Annotated in this window: 16 protein-coding genes and 1 pseudogene; 9 read left to right on the plus strand and 8 right to left on the minus strand. The window is 65.0% G+C overall.

Going from position 1 to position 16,967, the window contains the following annotated elements; all coding sequences use genetic code 11:
- Window positions 1-75: 75 nt before the first annotated feature.
- The 4 genes from FJ980_RS17005 to leuD all read right to left on the minus strand — a co-directional run bounded on the left by FJ980_RS17005 (window position 76) and on the right by leuD (window position 2,797).
- A complete protein-coding gene (locus tag FJ980_RS17005; protein WP_140544732.1) occupies window positions 76-426 on the minus strand; it encodes a VOC family protein in 351 nt (116 codons plus the stop codon).
- Window positions 427-469: 43 nt separating this feature from the next.
- Window positions 470-853, minus strand: coding sequence for a RidA family protein (locus tag FJ980_RS17010; protein ID WP_140544671.1), 384 nt, complete (start codon window positions 851-853; stop codon window positions 470-472).
- Between the two features lie 340 nt (window positions 854-1,193).
- Window positions 1,194-2,120 carry a hypothetical protein gene (locus tag FJ980_RS17015; protein ID WP_140544673.1) on the minus strand — a complete coding sequence of 309 codons (927 nt, stop codon included), beginning with the start codon at window positions 2,118-2,120 and terminating at the stop codon, window positions 1,194-1,196.
- Between the two features lie 71 nt (window positions 2,121-2,191).
- On the minus strand, window positions 2,192-2,797 hold the full coding sequence (gene leuD, locus FJ980_RS17020) for a 3-isopropylmalate dehydratase small subunit (RefSeq protein WP_040987979.1): 606 nt from the start codon (window positions 2,795-2,797) through the stop codon (window positions 2,192-2,194).
- Window positions 2,798-2,951: 154 nt separating this feature from the next.
- On the opposite strand from leuD, the gene FJ980_RS17025 reads away from it, so the two are divergent.
- From FJ980_RS17025 to FJ980_RS17040, 4 genes are all read left to right on the plus strand, one after another.
- The gene (locus FJ980_RS17025; RefSeq protein ID WP_140544675.1) at window positions 2,952-3,377 is read left to right on the plus strand and encodes a GNAT family N-acetyltransferase; all 426 of its coding nucleotides are present in this window, start codon (window positions 2,952-2,954) and stop codon (window positions 3,375-3,377) included.
- A 329-nt stretch (window positions 3,378-3,706) separates the two neighbouring features.
- Entirely contained in the window at window positions 3,707-4,027 is a 321-nt protein-coding gene (locus FJ980_RS17030) for a metalloregulator ArsR/SmtB family transcription factor (RefSeq protein WP_140544677.1), read from the plus strand.
- Entirely contained in the window at window positions 4,024-4,473 is a 450-nt protein-coding gene (locus FJ980_RS17035; RefSeq protein ID WP_140544679.1) for an SRPBCC family protein, read from the plus strand. The genes FJ980_RS17030 and FJ980_RS17035 overlap by 4 nt, the downstream gene beginning before the upstream one ends.
- Before the next feature lie 93 nt (window positions 4,474-4,566).
- Window positions 4,567-5,007: an SRPBCC domain-containing protein gene (locus FJ980_RS17040; RefSeq protein ID WP_246676441.1), complete on the plus strand. Its 441-nt coding sequence runs from the start codon at window positions 4,567-4,569 to the stop codon at window positions 5,005-5,007.
- 160 nt (window positions 5,008-5,167) lie between these two features.
- Here the strand turns inward: FJ980_RS17040 and FJ980_RS17045 are convergent, their stop codons facing one another.
- From FJ980_RS17045 to FJ980_RS17055, 3 genes are all read right to left on the minus strand, one after another.
- A complete protein-coding gene (locus tag FJ980_RS17045; protein WP_140544683.1) occupies window positions 5,168-6,334 on the minus strand; it encodes an FAD-binding oxidoreductase in 1,167 nt (388 codons plus the stop codon).
- 77 nt (window positions 6,335-6,411) lie between these two features.
- The gene (locus tag FJ980_RS17050; protein WP_140544685.1) at window positions 6,412-7,983 is read right to left on the minus strand and encodes a HAMP domain-containing sensor histidine kinase; all 1,572 of its coding nucleotides are present in this window, start codon (window positions 7,981-7,983) and stop codon (window positions 6,412-6,414) included.
- The gene (locus FJ980_RS17055) at window positions 7,971-8,669 is read right to left on the minus strand and encodes a response regulator transcription factor (RefSeq protein WP_140544687.1); all 699 of its coding nucleotides are present in this window, start codon (window positions 8,667-8,669) and stop codon (window positions 7,971-7,973) included. The genes FJ980_RS17050 and FJ980_RS17055 overlap by 13 nt, the downstream gene beginning before the upstream one ends.
- Window positions 8,670-9,168: 499 nt before the next feature.
- On the opposite strand from FJ980_RS17055, the pseudogene FJ980_RS17060 reads away from it, so the two are divergent.
- Window positions 9,169-10,048: pseudogene (locus FJ980_RS17060) on the plus strand (CoA ester lyase).
- Window positions 10,049-10,077: 29 nt separating this feature from the next.
- Entirely contained in the window at window positions 10,078-10,284 is a 207-nt protein-coding gene (locus FJ980_RS17065) for a DUF1737 domain-containing protein (protein WP_140544689.1), read from the plus strand.
- Between the two features lie 266 nt (window positions 10,285-10,550).
- On the opposite strand, the gene FJ980_RS17070 is transcribed toward FJ980_RS17065, so the two are convergent.
- Window positions 10,551-10,988: a metallopeptidase family protein gene (locus FJ980_RS17070; protein ID WP_095769832.1), complete on the minus strand. Its 438-nt coding sequence runs from the start codon at window positions 10,986-10,988 to the stop codon at window positions 10,551-10,553.
- 184 nt (window positions 10,989-11,172) lie between these two features.
- Here FJ980_RS17070 and FJ980_RS35400 point away from each other — a divergent pair, with 184 nt between their 5' ends.
- From FJ980_RS35400 to FJ980_RS17085, 3 genes are read left to right on the plus strand one after another with little or no spacing between them, the layout of a single operon-like run.
- Window positions 11,173-12,204, plus strand: a complete 1,032-nt coding sequence (locus tag FJ980_RS35400; protein WP_140544691.1) for a hypothetical protein — start codon at window positions 11,173-11,175, stop codon at window positions 12,202-12,204.
- Complete coding sequence (locus FJ980_RS17080; protein WP_140544693.1) at window positions 12,146-13,633, plus strand: DUF6504 family protein; 1,488 nt, start codon at window positions 12,146-12,148, stop codon at window positions 13,631-13,633. Before FJ980_RS35400 ends, FJ980_RS17080 begins: the two co-directional genes overlap by 59 nt.
- Window positions 13,630-16,962 (plus strand): error-prone DNA polymerase, encoded by a 3,333-nt coding sequence (locus FJ980_RS17085; RefSeq protein ID WP_140544695.1) that lies wholly within the window; start codon window positions 13,630-13,632, stop codon window positions 16,960-16,962. Before FJ980_RS17080 ends, FJ980_RS17085 begins: the two co-directional genes overlap by 4 nt.
- Window positions 16,963-16,967: the final 5 nt, after the last annotated feature.

Here is a 16,967-nt window from a genome sequence, read left to right on the forward strand (position 1 = left end):
CCCCCAAGAGGGGGAGATGCCCGGCAGGGCAGAGGGGGGCGCTGTCCCGCCAGCGTCTCGCAAGAAACCGTGACGCTACCGATGCGACAGGATATTCACCAGCCTGCCGAACGGATCGCGCACATAGAAGCGACGCACGCCCCAGGGCTCGTCGGCCGGGCCGTATTCGATGGCGAAGCCTGCCTTCTTCATACCCGCAAGCGCAGCATCCACATCGTCGACCTCGATCGACAGGTCCGGCACGGGCGTGCCGGATCCGCCTTGCGCCATGAAGCTCACCTGCGCCTGCATCCGTTCCTCGGACCCGTAGGTGGCGATCCAACCCATATCCATGAGCAGATCGAGGCCGAGCACGCCCTGGTAAAAGCGCTTGGCCGCGGCAATGTCGGATGTGGCGATGTTGGCGACGATGCGCTCGACTTTCACCATAGGCTGACCCCTGCTTTGCGCGCTTCCCTGTGCCGGCAGCCTATGCCGTGCGCCTCAGCGCCGTCACCTCGATCTCGATCTTCATCTCCGGCTTGTTGAGCTGGCACACGATCATCGTCGCCGCCGGGCGGATGTCGCCGAACGCCTCGCCGAGGATCGGGAAGACGACGTCAACATAGGCCTGGTCGGTGACGTAGTAATGCGCCCGCACCACATCGGCCATGTCGAAGCCGCCCTCGGCGAGCGCCTTGGCGATGGTGGCGAGGCAATTGCGCGTCTGCGCCTCGACCGTGTCGGGCATGGTCATGGTGGCATAATCATAGCCGGTCGTGCCGGAGACGAAGCACCAGTCGCCCTGCACCACCGCGCGCGAATAGCCCGCGGTTTTCTCGAAGGGGGAGCCGGTGGAGATGAGTTTTCGCATGAGGTGCCTCGCGTTGGTTTAGGTCGGCGTGCATCTAGCAAAAGAAGCGCGGTTGGTCGTGGGCCAAGCAATGCGGAGCATTGTCACGAAGCAAGCGCCAACCTTGGAGATTAGCGATAGCCGTCCTCCCGTCGTCATTCCAGGGCGGAGCAAGGAGCGAAGCGACGCGCGCAGACCCTGGAATCCATGCCGTTACGCCGAAGCGCCGCCAACCGTGCAGAATTCTGGGCACTCGCACCCTACGGCAACGGTCACGGCATGGATTCTAGGGTCTGCGCTCCGCTTCGCTTCGCTCCGCCCTAGAATGACGAAGCCGCGGATGGTCGTTGCGATACGAACCCTAATTCCCCTGCGCGTCGTCATAGGCCTTCTTGATATCGTCCGGCCAGTCCTTCAGCGGCGGCCAGGCCTGCGGCTCGCCATTGTCGCCGCGGCGGGCGAAATAGACTTTCTGCTTGGCGGGGTCGAGCGCCATGAAGCCGTCATTGCCGCCGCAGTCGTGCGGCACGCAGCCGGTGGCGTAGAAGGCGCCCGACGCCGTCTTTTCGGTGCCGCCGCCGACCAGAAGGCTGGTCGCCATTTCGGGCATGTCGTTGCCCAGCAACGCCTGCCCGGCCTTGTAGACCGCCTCGTTGTGGAAGGCGTCGATGATGTTGTCCAATTTCGACGGGTCGACATCCTTCCAGCCGGTGCCGGGTTCGGGCGTGTAAGTTAGATTGCCCGAGGTCGTCAGCCCTTCCGTGGGCGACCATTGCAGCGCCGGCCGTGTCTCTCCCGGCAGCAGATAAGGCACGAAATAGATGGCGCTGTCGGAAACTGCGGCCGGCGGCGCGCCGCATTCGTCCTGCTCGACCGTGGCGGTCTGAATCTCGCCGTCCTTCTTCCAGACGATAACCTTGGCCGGCCCGCACTGGTTGCCGCCGTCGCCGACATCGACCAGCGCCACGTTGACGTCGCCGATCTTGACGATCTTGTCGAAAAAGACGTCGTAATTGCTGGCCAGCTGCTTGCCGTCATAAGACAGCACCTTCTCGCCATCCTGCTCCGGCTGCGTGATGGTGAGCTGGCCGCCCTCGAACGGGATCGGCGCCTGCTTGTCGTCATCCGACGCAGCCTGGTCACTGCCCTGGTCGGCCGCGCCTTGATCGGCAGCCGGCTGGTCGGACGCGGCCGGCGCCGGCTGCGTGGCCGGCGCGGTGGTCTGCGCATTGGCGCCGATCGTGGCGAGAAGGATTGCCGCCGAAGCAGCCAGAAGCGAGCGTGTCATGACTGTCCCTCCATTCAGCCGCCACGAACCCGGCCTGCCATGGCCGGAGCCTATCGGTATAGCTTAGGTGCTCAGGCCCAGGGGCGCTGCTCGGCATTCCTCTTCTCGAAGGACGCGATGGCGCCGGCCTTCTCCATGGTCAGCCCGATATCGTCCAGGCCATTCAAGAGGCAGTGGCGCTTGAAATCGTCGAGGTCGAATTTGACCACGCCGCCATCCGGCCCACGGATTTCCTTGGCCTCGAGGTCGATCGACAGCGTCGCGTTGGAGCCGCGCGATGCGTCGTCCATCAGCTTGTCGAGGTCTTCCGGGCTGACCGTGATCGGCAGGATGCCGTTCTTGAAGCAGTTGTTGTAGAAGATATCGGCGAACGAGGTCGAGATCACGCAGCGTATGCCGAAATCGAGCAGCGCCCAGGGCGCGTGCTCGCGGCTCGAGCCGCAGCCGAAATTGTCGCCGGCGACCAGGATCTGCGCCTTGCGGTAGGCCGGCTTGTTGAGCACGAAATCCGGGTTCTCCGAACCGTCCTCATTGTAGCGCATCTCGGCGAACAGGCCGGTGCCGAGCCCGGTGCGCTTGATCGTCTTGAGATAATCCTTGGGGATGATCATGTCGGTGTCGACATTGACGATCGGCATGGGCGCGGCGACGCCGGTGAGCTTGGTGAATTTATCCATGATCCTTGCCCATCTTTCCTTGGTGGCAGGCGCACGGTTTACACAAAGCGCCGGGCAAATGAAAGTCAGGTATTGGCAGTTGGGTTCAGGTCATTGAACACAAGATCGGACCAATGGCTTTCAAAACGCGGGTGGCTGAGGCAATTTGGCGGGGATGGTTGAGCCTGCCGAAATCCTATACGCCAGCGAACCCGCTCTCGATGTCGCCGAATTCCGCCGTGTGCTGGTCGAATCCGGCCTCGGTGAGACACGGCCCGTCAACGACGAAGCGCGTCTGAAGACAATGCTCGGCAATGCCAATCTGGTGCTGACAGCGCGGCTCGATATCGAGGGCAAGCCGCTGATCGGCGTCGCGCGCGGCATCACCGATTTTTCCTGGGTTTGCTACATCTCCGAGCTCGCCATATCCGCCTCGGCACAGGGTCTCGGCGTCGGCAGGGGCTTGATGGATGAGGCCCGCCGCCAGCTCGGGCCATCGGTCGCCATCGGCCTGATCTCGGTGCCCGACGCCGTCGGCTTCTACGAACGCATCGGCATGACGCGCATGACCGACGCTTTCTGGTTCTCCCGCAAGCGCTGACCTGAACCGCCATCGATATCGGGAGCCGACTTCTGCCTGGAACCGGCGAGCCAGATCGACCCCCACTCCGTCGAGCTTCGCTCGACACCTCTCCCCGATCGACGGGGGAGAGGAACCGTGCGAGTTCGCCGGCCCTGGCGCCCTTCCTCTCCCTCCGGAGGGAGGAGAGGTGGCGCTGCGAAGCAGCGACCGAGTGGGGGAAGGCGCTGCTCAAAAAGCGAAGCCACCTCAAGGCACAATCCGGCAAGAAACTTAGGCAAGCAGTCATCAGGCGGCAGAATATTTTTGCCACCGCTTGACATGCAACCAAATGGTTGCATATTAAAGCCATGAGCATGGATGTCGTCTTTCGCGCTTTGGCCGACCCGACCCGCCGGCAATTGCTGGACAGTCTCCATGCCCGGAACGGGCAGACGCTGAACGCGCTCTGCGAGCACATGGAGATGACGCGCCAGGCGGTGACAAAGCACCTGGCGATCCTCGAGGAAGCGAACCTCGTCACCACCATGCGCCGGGGCCGCGAGAAGGAGCACTACCTCAACCCCGTTCCGATCAACGAGATCGCCGAGCGCTGGATCGGCAAGTTCGAGCGGGGGCGGCTTGCCGCTCTCAGCGACCTGAAGCAACGCCTTGAAAGGGAAGAGCCGTGAGCGAGAACAGTTTCGTCTATGTCACCTACATCCGCACCACGCCTGAAAAACTCTGGCAGGCGCTGACCGATCCGGAATTCAACCGGCGGTTCTTCCTCAGCTCCCATCAGGAGAGCGACTGGAAGGTCGGCTCGAGCTGGAAGCTGGTCTTTCCAGACGGCCGCATCGCCGACTCCGGCGAGATCCTCGAGATCGACCCGCCGCGGCGTCTGGTGATCAAATGGCGCAACGAATGGATGCCCGAGGTGAAGGAGGACGGCTACACCCGCTGCACTTTCACCATCGAGCCCGACGGCGAATTGATGAAGCTTGCCGTCACCCACGAGGCCGACGGCCCGCACAGGCTGATCCAGAACGTCTCCAAGGGCTGGCCGCTGGTGCTGGCGAGCCTCAAGAGCCTGCTCGAGACCGGCAAGGGTTTCGAGCGCCCGCCGTCGAAAGAGTAAAGGTTCGTTTCGGACACGAGACAATTTTCGGCAGAGGTGGATTCGATGCTTCAATTATCCTTGCCGCAAACCATGGCGAATGCGGACACGGTCATGGCCTCGGCCGAGCTTCCCGCCTCACCGGACCAGGTTGGCGCGGCGCTGACAACCAGCGAGGTCGAGCGCTGGTGGGGTTCGCCCGAAACGTACCGCATGACCGGCTGGAACGCCGATCTGCGCGTCGGCGGAAGCTGGCGTGTCACGGTGCGAACCGCCGACGGCAGGCACCTGCCCGCCGGCGGAGAGTTTCTCGAAATCGAGATGCCGCGCCGGATCGTGCAGACGCGGCGCTACGACTGGGACCATCCGACGCTCGGCCGGCGCGAAACGACCCTCGCCTATCTGCTGGAGCCGATCGCCGGCGGCACGCGGCTCATCATCTGCCATGGCGGCTTCGCGGGTTTCCCGGACGCCGCGGCGGAACATGCCGAGGGGTGGGCGCGGGTGCTTGGGTGGCTGCAAACATATTTTAGTGACGGACGGCAGGCGGCTTAGCGCCACCTTCTCCCCTTGTGGGAGAAGGTGGATCGGCGCGCAGCGCCGAGACGGATGAGGGGTGTTCCAGCGGAGTGAGACGTTGGCTTTCCCTGGAACACCCCTCATCCGTCGCCTTCGGCGACACCTTCTCCCACAAGGGGGAGAAGGGAAGGCGCCCTCAGATCACATTCAGCTCCCTGAACGCCCGTCCCTCAGCCACCCGCTCATACCCGAACGCCCTGCAATCCACCGTCCGATACCCGCCATGCACGATGAGTTCGGCAATCGACTTCCCCACCGCCGGCGCCTGCTGCAGGCCATGGCCGGAGAAGCCGTTGGCGAACAGGAAATTTTCCACCTCCGGATGCGGGCCGATCACCGCGTTCTGGTCGAGCGTGTTGTAGTCGTAATGCCCGACCCAGGCGCGCGTCGGCTTGATTGCCTCGAAGACCGGGATGCGGGTGGCTAGGACTGGCCAGATCACCTCTTCGAATAGCGGCCACTCGACCTCGAAATCCGTCGGATCGGGCGCATGATCGCCTTCCTCCGGCTCGGCGCCACCGGTGATGTAGACCGAGCCTTCGGGCCGCACATAGATGCCGGACGGATCGACCAGCAGCGGCATGTCGGCGAATTTCTCGCGCGCTTCGAAGACGAAGACGTTGCGCTTGCGCGGCTCGACCGGCAGCACCAGCCCAGCCAAGGCGGCGACCTTGCCGGCGTTCGGGCCGGCCGCGTTGACGACGATGCCGGTTTCCAGCGTCTCGCCATTGTCGAGGCTTACGCTGGTGACGCGGTTGCCGTCACGCGCGATGGCGGTGACGGAGGCGGTGATGAGATCGATCTTCTTGTCGCGCAGCGCCTTGCGGAACAGCGTCAGCATCGCATGCGCGTCGAACCAGCCCTCGCCGCTGCGGCCAAAGGCGCCGGCGGCAATACCTTCGGTCGACAGCCACGGGAAACGCTGCGCCAGCTGCCCGGCATCCTCCAGCAGGATGTCGGCGCCCTCGGCCACCTGCGTCTCGTGATTGGCCTTGAGGATCGGCAGCCCGGCCTCGCCGGCGAGGATGAGATAGCCGCCCTCGCGAAAGCCGATATCGGCGGCGGCGCCGAAGGTTTCCTTCAGCCGCCGGAACAGTTTCAGCGTGAACTGCGACAGGCGGATGTTTTCAGGGATCGAGAATTGCTGGCGGATCGAGGCGCAGGACAAGGTCGTCGCCGCATGCGAGAATTGCGGATCGCGTTCGATCAGCGCGATGGACCCGGCAAAACCCTCCTCGCGCAAATAATAGGCGACCGAGGACCCGACGATGGCTCCGCCGATGATGACGATATCGTAGCGCACGCTTTCGGCTCTCCAGTTCCAGGGTATGATTCCTGCGACGCAGGCACCGGTTTTTTCGGACAGGATCACGCTCGAATTCAAACGACCGGCAAATCGATCTCGAAGCGCGTGCCGCGCTCGGAGTCAACCAGCCTGATCGTGCCATCATGCGCTTTCAGGAGGGCCAGCACGATGCCGAGCCCCATGCCGGTGCCGCCGGTCTCGCGCCTCGTGGTGAAGAAGGGCTCGAAGATCCTGGCGCGGTTGGCGGCCGAGATCCCGTCGCCGTCGTCGCCGATCTGGACCGACGCGCGCTCGCTATCGGCTGAAGCATGGATCGCCACCTGTCGGGCGCCATGCCTTGCCGAATTGTCGATGAGATTGGCGAGCACGATGCCGAGATTCTCGGCCGAGATGCCGAGCCTGATATCGCCGCCGCCGTCAAGCCGCGCTTCCAGCCTTGTGTCGACCGGCAAGGATGCCAACGCAGCATGAAGCGTCGTGTTTTCGCCGCTCGGTTCCAGATTTTCAGCGCGCGCCAGGTCAAGCAACCGGCGCACCAGGAGATTGAGCCGCCCGGCGTCGGTGACGATGTTGTTGGAGAAACGCTGGCGCTCGGCCTCGTCCATCGCGCCGCCGGAATCGCGAAGCAGCTCCGCCGCGCCCTGGATCGCCGTCAGCGGCGATTTCAGCTCATGCGAGACATGGGTGGCGAAGGTCTGGATGCTGTCGGAGCGCGCCTGCAGTTTTTGCGCCATGTCGAGGAACGCCGCCGAGAGCGCCGCCATCTCGCGCGTGCCGTGATGGGCGAGCGGCCTGATCGCCTCGCGGTCGCCGGCGGCGATGCGTTTCGTCCGCTCGATCAGCGCGTAGATCGGCCGGCTGACGGTGCGGATGAACACCAGCGCGATCAGCAGCGTGCCGCCGAGGATGGCGATCGCCGCCAAGGTCACCTTGCCGCGCTCGCCATAGAGGTGCTTGACGATGTTGTTCGGCGTTCGCGACAGATAGACCACGCCCGCGACCCGGCCGTCGAGCTCGACCGGCAGGGCGACGAAGACGCGCACCCTGGTGCCGCGGCTCACCGAGTAGAGCGGCGGCGGCGGCTGGTCGGGAATGCGCAGCCTGAGCGCGCTGGCATAGGCGCCTGAAAGCGCTGTCCGCACCTCTTCGACTTCGCCGAGCGACCGGCCGACCTCGTCGCCGCCGGCGATCACCACGCCGCGCGGGTCGAGCAGCCGAAAGCCGGCAAGCGTCGTTTTCTGCGTCTCGTCGAGGATGCCGTCGAGCCGCGCGCCTATTGCCGCGAAGGCCGGATCGGCGGTGTCGGGAAGCGCCGCCGGGCGCGTCGGCATGACATCGTCGGAGGCAAGGTCGAGGCGCGGCTCGATCGGATCATAGGGATAGTTGTTGTCCCTTGCCGGATCGGCCGAGATCGGCGACCCCAGTTTTTCCTGGGGAATGCCGGCAGCGCGCACCTCCTGGGCATAGACGGCGGCGGCGACCGCGCCTTGCGCGATCAGCTCGCCTTCGGTCTGGCGGATGAGCTGGTTCTCGTAGAGCCGGAAGAAGAACAGCCCGACCAGCGGCAGCGCCATCACCAGGATGAGGATGACGACAACGACGGTGGCAAGCCTGGGCCGCCACTTCTCCTTGCTCAACCACCGCATCGGCCGAGCCGGAAACCAACGCCGTGCACCGTGGCGATCGCGTCGAGACAGCCGACCGCCGCCAGCTTGGCCCGCACATTGCGGATATGGCTGTCGACCGTGCGCTCCGAGACATGGATGTTGGAGGCATAGGCATTGGCCATCACCGCGTCGCGGCCAAGCACATGCTGCGGGCGGGCGAGGAAGCCTTTCAGGATCGCGAATTCGATCGCCGTCAAGGTGAGCGGCTTGCCTTCGAAGCTGGCTTCATGGCTTGACGGGACGAGCATGAGCTTGCCATGCGCGAATTGACGGTCGTCGGCTTCTTCTTCGATCGGCGCCGGACGCGCGCGCCGCAGGATGACATTGACGCGGGCGACCAGCTCGCGCGGGCTGAACGGTTTCGTCACATAATCGTCGCCGCCCATCTCCAGCCCGAGCACCCGGTCGATCTCCTCGTCGCGCGCGGACAAAAACAGCACCGGCACGTCGGATTTTTGCCGCAGCCTGCGGCAGACCTCCAGCCCGTCCATCTCCGGCATGCCGATATCGAGCACGATGAGATCGGGCGCGCGGCGCTCGACCGCTTGCAGCGCGGCGGCGCCGTCGGCGACGGCGGCCGTCTTCATGCCGGCCTTTTCCAGCGCGAAGCAGATGATCTCGCGGATATGCGGGTCGTCGTCGGCGACAAGGATGTTGTGCGGCATGAAGTCAGCGGCCCAGCGCGTAAGGTTGGATGACGGCAGGATTAGAGCAATTCCAGGGAAAAGTGCGAAATTGTTTTGGAGCTGCATCGGGACAAGGAGATGAATCGACAAAGGCTTCGGGGCATTTGCGCATGCCTGGGCAGAGCCCATGGCAAGCTGGCAAAGAGCGTCATCGCCGGGCCGTCCTCGGAATGTCCGCTCCCACCATATGGAGCGACCTCGGGGCGAAAAGCAGGATGCCTGCCTCATGGTATGGCCTTTGCGGCTCGACGAGCCACCAGCCTTCGTTGCGGAGCCGGCGCGGCAGCGACCAGCGGGATATATGAGGCGTTCGCATGGCGGCCTTCTCGCCGACTGGCGCGGTAACGGCGCGGCGGAATCCCGGAGCTTTTCAGCAAGGATTTGCAGATTTGGTGCAGGAGCCGACATCCTCTCCTCTCTTGAGGGGGAGATTGACCTGCGCCTTGCCTCATCCGCCATCACCCGGCATAGATCGGCGATGGCTCAAGAACCATACCGCCCGCGCCGCTCGGTGCTTTACATCCCCGCCTCGAACGACAAGGCGCTTGCCAAGATCGGCTCCTTGGCCTGCGACGCCGTCATCGTCGATCTCGAGGACGCCGTGCTGCCCGCCGACAAGAAAGCGGCGCGCGACAAAGTCGCAGGCATTCTCGCCGGGCGCGAACGGCGCTGCGAGATGGTGGTGCGCATCAATCCTTTGGCCAGCGAATGGGGCGCCCACGACCTGCTGGCAGTGGCCAAGGCCGAGCCCGACGGCATTCTTCTGCCCAAGATCGCCACGCCGCGCGATATCCTCGAGGCCGGCGACCTGCTCGACGACAATTTCGCGCCGGACAGCGTGAAACTATGGGCGATGGTCGAGACGCCCAAGGCGCTGCTCAACATCGGCGCCATTGCCGAACTCGGCCGCGATCCGGCTTCGAGGCTAGCTTGTTTCGTAACCGGAACGAATGACCTGGTGAAGGCGACCGGCATCCTGGCGACACCCGATCGGCGCTATCTGATGCCGTGGCTGATGCAGCTTGTGCTCGCGGCGCGGGCCGGCGGCCTCGACGTCATCGACGGCGTCGCCAATGATTTTCGCGATCTCGCCGCTTTTGCCGGCGAATGCGCCGACGGGGCGGCCATGGGTTTCGACGGCAAGTCGCTGATCCACCCCGCCCAGATCGAGCAGGCGAACCGCGCCTTTTCGCCATCGCCCGAGAGGCTGGCTGCGGCCCGTGCGATCAAGGATCGCGTTCGCGCGGCCCGAGAATGCTGGCAAGGGCGTGATTGCGATGGACGGCCGCATGGTCGAGCGGCTGCATCTGGCGGAAGCCGAGAAACTTCTGGCGAAGGCCGCGATCATCGGCGCATGATGCGCCGGCACTCAAGATAGGCTCGATAAATGAAACTCTACCGCTTTCTGTCCGGTCCGGACGATTCAACTTTCTGCCACAAGGTGACGGCAGCCCTGAACAAGGGCTGGCACCTGTTCGGCTCGCCGACCTATGCCTTTGACAAGAAAACCAAGTCGATGCGCTGCGGCCAGGCCGTGGTGAAGGACGTCGAAGGCCAGGACTACGGCCCGGACACCAAGCTCAGCGACTGGTAAAAGGGGCGGCGCCCCTCCGACTTCGTCATCCTAGGGCGGAGCGACGCGAAGCGGAGCGCAGACCCTAGGATCCATGCCGTTACGTCTGCCGAAGAGTGCTGCGATCGAGAATAAAACCCCGTTCTGGGATGCTCTCGTAAGGTAAAACAACGTCTGAACCGCTGCAACATTCACATGTCACGGCATGGATCCTAGGGTCTGCGCTCCGCGCTTCGCTCCTTGCTCCGCCCTAGGATGACGAGTGCCTGGGATGACGAGGTGCGCCCTCACCCCGCCGCCGCCTGCTCCGCCGCCTCCTCGATCCGCTCCATGTCGTCGTCCGACAGGCCGAAATGGTGGCCGATCTCATGGATCAGCACATGGGTGACGATGTCGCCCATCGTCTCTTCATTCTCGGCCCAGTAGTCGAGGATGGCGCGGCGGTAGAGCGTGATGCGGTTAGGACCTTCGCCGGTCTGCGGGTTCCAGCGCTCGGCGATGCCACGCCCCTCGAACAGGCCGAGCAGGTCGAAGGGCGTCTCCAGCGACAGATCGTCCATGATCTCGTCGGTCGGGAACTCGGCGATCTGGATGATGATCTCGCCGGTGAGCTTGCGGAACTCGTCCGGCAGATGAGCATAGGCCTCCAGCGCCAGAAGCTCCATCTCGTCCATCGACGGCGAGAGCTGGTCGTGCCAGGTGCGGGTCTTGTAGATGCGGGCCATGAAATGTCCTTTAATCCCGGCATATAGGCTTTCACGCCGATTGAGGCAAATGGACCGGCTGGGGTGTTCGCTTTCAGGGTAAAAGACGAAGGAATAAATTCCTTATGACTCTGCTTGACTCTTCCGGGCGCCTCTGGAATCTATAGGAACATAACAGGAACAATTGCTACTGGAAGTGAACGTCATGGCGATGAGCGCCGTGGCGCGGGACACTGTTTTTGCCCTGCGCCGCCAGATCGCGAAGATCGAGGGAACGCTGCCCGAGCGCCTGCAGGCGCCACCGGGGTGCGCGCCCGGAATTGCGCAAAACCAAACATCCAGCGATGCCGCCGGGCCGGACATGACGATTGTCCGGCCCGGCCTTGCCGTGGCTTCGGCGGACGCCTTCCTCCACACCGGCATCGATCGCCTCGACGCAGCGCTCGGCGGCGGCCTGCCCAAGGCGGCGCTCAGCGAAATCCATGGTCTGGAGACCCGCGATGCCGGCGCCGTTGCCGGCTTCGCGCTGTCGCTCGTAAGTCTGGTCCTCAGAGAAAAGCAGGGTCTGCCGATCCTCTGGGTCGGCACGACGGAAATCTTCCACGAGGCCGGCATGCCCTATGCCAGTGGCCTTCATGCCCTGTTCGGCGTCGAGCCCGGGCAATTGCTGTTTTCCGAGGCGCCGAAGCTGCTCGACGCGCTGTGGATCGCCGAGGAGGCCGCCCGCATGACGGCCTTTGCCGCGGTCATCCTCGAGATCCGCGGCAGTCCGCGGCTTCTCGACCTCACCGCCACGCGCCGGCTGCATGCGCGGGCCGGGAGCGCCGGCCGCCCGCTGCTGTTGCTGCGCCAGGCCGGCGAGGCCGATCCCACCGCCGCTCCGGTGCGCCTCATCGTTTCGGCGGCGCCCGCGGCAAGCCGCGAGACCCTCGCCGGGCCGCTCGCCGGCTCGATCGGCCGCCCCGCCTTCAAAGTCGATATCGGCAAGAGCCGCACGGCCCTGCCTGGACAATTCACACTGGAGTGGAACCCCGATGAGCACGCTTTTGCAGAAAGAACAGAGAATTCTGTCGCTGTGGTTCCCGCATCTGGCCGCGGAGCGGATCCTGCGCCAGCGTCTGGGGCGGTCCTGGCGTTCCCGGCCCTCGCATCGCCTGCCGTCGCCTCAGCCGCCTCTGGTGATCAGCCATCGCGACAACAACACCCAGCGCATCGCAGCCCTCGACGAGCGGGCTGAGGCGCTCAGATTGAAGCGCGGCATGGGCATCGCCGATGCGCGCGCCATGCATCCCTCGATCGATGTGGTCGAGGCAGATCCGGAAGCCGACCGCCGCCTGCTCGAAAGCCTTGCCGACTGGTGCGACCGCTATACGCCGCTGGTGGCGATCGACGGCGAGGACGGGCTGTTCCTCGACGTCACTGGCTGCACGCATCTGTTCGGCGGCGAGCGCGCCATGCAGGACGAGATCCTCGCCCGCTTCTTCCAGCAGGGCTTCGATGTCCGCGCCGGGCTGGCCTCGACGCCGGGCGCCGCCTGGGCGGCGGCGCGCTTCCATGGCGATCGCATCGTGGCCGGCGGCGAGGAAGAGGCGCTGCTTTCGCCGCTGCCCTTGTCGGCGCTGCGCATCGCGCCGGAGACCCGCGCCAGCCTGGAAAGTGTGGGCCTGCGCACCGCCGGCGCGGTGATGGCAACCCCCCGCGCGCCGCTCGCCCGCCGCTTCGGCGCCACCTTGCTTCTGCGCCTCGACCAGGCGCTCGGCCGCCTCGACGAGGCCGTGTCGCCGCGCCTTCCCGTCGCGCCGCTCTCGGTCGAGCGCCATCTTGCCGAGCCGGTCATGCTCACCGACGACATCGAGCGGCTGGTGAGCTGGCTGGCGATCGCCCTGAAGACCGACCTCGAACGCCGCGGCGAAGGCGCAAGGACGCTGGCGCTGCTTCTCTTCCGCGTCGATGGCGTCGTCAACCGCATCGCCGTCGGCACCTCGCGCCCGATGCGCGAGCCGCGGCTGATCCAAAGACTGTTCCATGAGCGGCTCACCGCGCTGGAGCAGAGCATCGACGCCGGCTTCGGCTTCGATCTCGTGCGACTGTCCGTGCTGTCGGTCGCGGCCTTCGACTTGGCTCAGGGCGACCTCACCGGCGAGACCGACGACGATGACGCCGACATCGCGCTCTTTGCCGACCGCGTCCGCGCCCGTCTCGGCGAAGCCGCCGTGCTGAAGCCGGTGGTCGTCGAAAGCCATCTGCCGGAGCGCGCCGTCAAAACCGTGCCTTTTGCCGAAGCGCCGCAAAGGCGCCCGGCGGCCGGACGGACGGCGCCGCCCCGAACAGCGCCACCGATGACCGTTTACCCGCCGGAGCGGCCGGTGCGCCTGTTCCGCTCGCCCGAGCCGATCGAGGTGCCGGCGACCGAGATCCCGGAGGGACCGCCGATGAATTTCCGCTGGCGGCGCGCGCTCTACCGTGTCGCCCGCGCCGAAGGGCCGGAGCGCATCGCCGCCGAATGGTGGCGCCAGCTGCCCGGCGAGGAAGAGGCGCCGACCCGCGACTATTACCGCATCGAGGACAGCGAGGGGCGCCGCTACTGGCTCTACCGCCAGGGCCTCTACAGCAGCGCGCCGCAGGCCGCGCCGCCGCGCTGGTTCATGCATGGGGTGTTCGCATGAATGCGCTGACCGTCATCCCCTATGCCGAGTTCGGCATAAGCTCGAATTTCTCCTTCCTGCGCGGCGCTTCGAAACCCGAGGAGCTGGTGGTGACGGCGAAGTTCTACGGTTTTGCCTCGATCGGCCTTGCCGACCGCAACACGGTCGCCGGCGTCGTGCGCGCCTGGCAACAGGCCAGTGTGGAAAAGCTCGCCTACCATCCCGGCTGCCGCCTGGTGTTTGGCGACGGCACGCCGGACATCCTCGCCTATCCCCGCGACCGCCAGGGCTGGGGGCATCTCTGCCGCATGCTCACGCAAGCCAATCTGCGCGACGAGAACGAGAAAGGCGCGACGCTGCTCCAGCTGAGCGACCTGCTCGAATGGGGCGATCGGATGTCGCTGGCGATCCTGCCCGATCTGTCGGCAGGCGCGGAAGACAACCTGGCATTCATTAGCCGGTTTAAGGATCGCTTCGGCGCGGCGCTCCGGCTGGCCGTGGCGCCGGATTATGCCGGCAACGACCGTTTCCGCATCGAGCAGGCTTCCGCGATGGCCGAGCATGCCCGCGTCCCGCTGATGGCGACCAACGACGTGCTCTACCATGCCGCCGATCGCCGTCCGCTGCAGGACGTGCTGACCGCAATCCGCCTCAACACGCCGGTTTCCGAGGTCGGGCTGGAGCTGATGGCCAATGCCGAGCGCCACCTGAAGCCGCCGCTGGAAATGGCGCGGCTCTTCCGCCGTCACCCGCAGGCGCTGGCCGAGACGCTGCGCTTCGCCGACGAGCTCGCCTTCTCGCTCAGCGACCTCGAATACAATTATCCGGACGAGCCGACCGAATCCGGGCTTGGACCGCAGGCCGAGCTCGAACGGTTGGCGCGGGAAGGCGCCACCGTTCGCTATCCGGCCGGCGTTCCCGAGGATGTGCTGAAACGCATCGACAGCGAGCTCGTTTTGATCGAGCGCCTGAACTATGCCCGCTACTTCCTCACCGTCCATGACATCGTTAAATTCGCCCGCAGCCAGGGCATCCTCTGCCAGGGCCGCGGTTCGGCCGCCAATTCGATCATCTGCTTCTGCATCGGCATCACCGAGGTCGGACCCGAGCGCATCGACACCTTGTTCGAACGTTTCATCTCGGAGGAGCGCAACGAGCCGCCCGACATCGACGTCGACTTCGAGCATGAACGGCGCGAAGAGGTCATTCAGTACATCTATACGAAATACAGCGCCAAGCGCACCGCTTTGGCCGCCGCCGTCATCAGCTATCGCGGCCGCTCGGCCCTGCGCGAGGTGGCCAAGGCCATGGGCCTGTCGGAGGATGTCCGCAGCGCGCTGTCCAGCACCATCTGGGGCTGGTCGACCTCCGAGCTCGGCGAAAGGGAAGCCAATGCCGGCGGCCTTGACCGCACCGACCCACTGTCGCGGCAGGTGCTGGAACGCGCCAACGAGATCATGGGCTTTCCCCGCCATCTTTCCCAGCATGTCGGCGGCTTCGTCATCACCCGCGACCGGCTCGACGAGGTCGTGCCCATCGTCAAGACGGCGATGGAGGAGCGCAAGATGGTCGAGTGGGACAAGGACGATCTCGACGCGGTGAAGATCCTCAAGGTGGACGTGCTGGCGCTCGGCATGCTGACCTGCCTGAAGCGCGCCTTCACCTTGCTCACCGATCATTATCCACGGGCGCGGGATCCGTTTGGACAGCCTTATGTGCTCGCGACCCTCCCCGAAGAGGACAGGCGCGTTTACGCCATGATCCAAAGAGCCGATACGCTCGGCGTCTTCCAGATCGAGTCGCGCGCGCAGATGTCGATGCTGCCGCGCCTCAAGCCGGCAAATTTCTACGACCTCGTCATCGAGGTTGCGATCGTGCGCCCCGGCCCGATCCAGGGCGACATGGTGCATCCCTATCTGCGCCGGCGGCAAGGCAAGGAGAAGGCCGAATACCCCAAGCCTGAGTTGGAAGAGATTCTCGGCAAGACCCTTGGAGTGCCTTTGTTCCAGGAGCAGGCGATGAAGATCGCCATCGTCGCCGGCGGCTTCAAGCCGGGTGAGGCAGATGAGTTGCGCCGCGCCATGGCGACCTTCAAACGCACCGGCACGATAGGAAACTATGAAACGCGAATGGTCGAGGGGATGGTCAAGAAGGGCTATCCCAGAGAGTTCGCCGAGCGTTGCTTCAAGCAGATCGAAGGCTTTGGCGAATATGGCTTTCCTGAAAGCCACGCCGCCTCCTTCGCGCTGCTTGTCTATGCCTCCTGCTGGTTCAAGACCTTTTATCCGGACGTGTTCTGCGCCGCGATCCTGAATTCCCAGCCGATGGGTTTTTACCAGCCGGCCCAGCTCGTGCGCGATGCGCGCGACCATGGCGTCGAGATACGCGAGGTCGACATCAACCATTCCGTTTGGGACTGCACGCTGGAGGAAACCGCCTTGGATCCGTCCCGCATCCTCGAGCGCCACGCCTCGATGCGCGGCGTCATCGAGACGGCTCACGCCGTCCGCCTCGGCTTCCGCCAGGTCAAGGGCCTGTCCGAAGAGCGCATGGATATAGTCGTTGCACGCCGCGGCGACGGCTATCGTTCAGTCAGGGATGTCTGGCTGCGCTCGGGTCTCGATGTCGGCGAGATCGAAAGATTGGCTGAAGCCGACGCCTTCCGCTCGATCGGCCTCGACCGCCGTGCCGCGCTCTGGGAAGTCCGCGCCCTTGACGGCAAGAGCGCCGCCGAGAAACTGCCGCTGTTCGATCAGCCGTCGCTCGGCCTGCGCGAGCTGGAGCCGGAAACGAAACTGCCGAAAATGCCGCTCGGCGAGCATGTCGTGCACGACTACCGCTCGCTCGGCCTGTCGCTGAAGGAGCATCCCGTCGCCTTCCTGCGCGAACGGCTGGATCGCGCCGGCGTCACCCCCAATGCCCGCCTGCCGTCTGTGCGCGACGGTCGCCACGTTTCCGTCGCCGGGCTGGTGCTGGTGCGCCAGCGTCCGGGCAAGGGCAATGCCATTTTCCTCACGCTGGAAGACGAAAAGTCGATCGCCAACGTCATCATCTGGCCACGCGTCTTCGACCGCTTCCGCCCGGTGGTCATGGGCGCGCGCTTCATCCGCGTCACCGGTAAGCTGCAGCATGAATCGGACGTCATCCACATCGTCGCCGACCGGATCGAAGATTTGACGTCCTGGCTGAGCGTGCTGCTGGAGTCCGCCAATCGGCCGGTCATCGAGCATAATCCCGCCGAACGGCCGGTTGGAGCCGCCGCAAGCCGTGGCCAGCCGGTCCGCCAGGAGATCGAGGCCCTGTCGGGTGCCGCGCAACAAGTCATGCCCAGAGGGCGGAATTTTCAGTAGCAGCG

Source organism: Mesorhizobium sp. B1-1-5, from assembly GCF_006443065.1.
Lineage (GTDB): Bacteria > Pseudomonadota > Alphaproteobacteria > Rhizobiales > Rhizobiaceae > Mesorhizobium.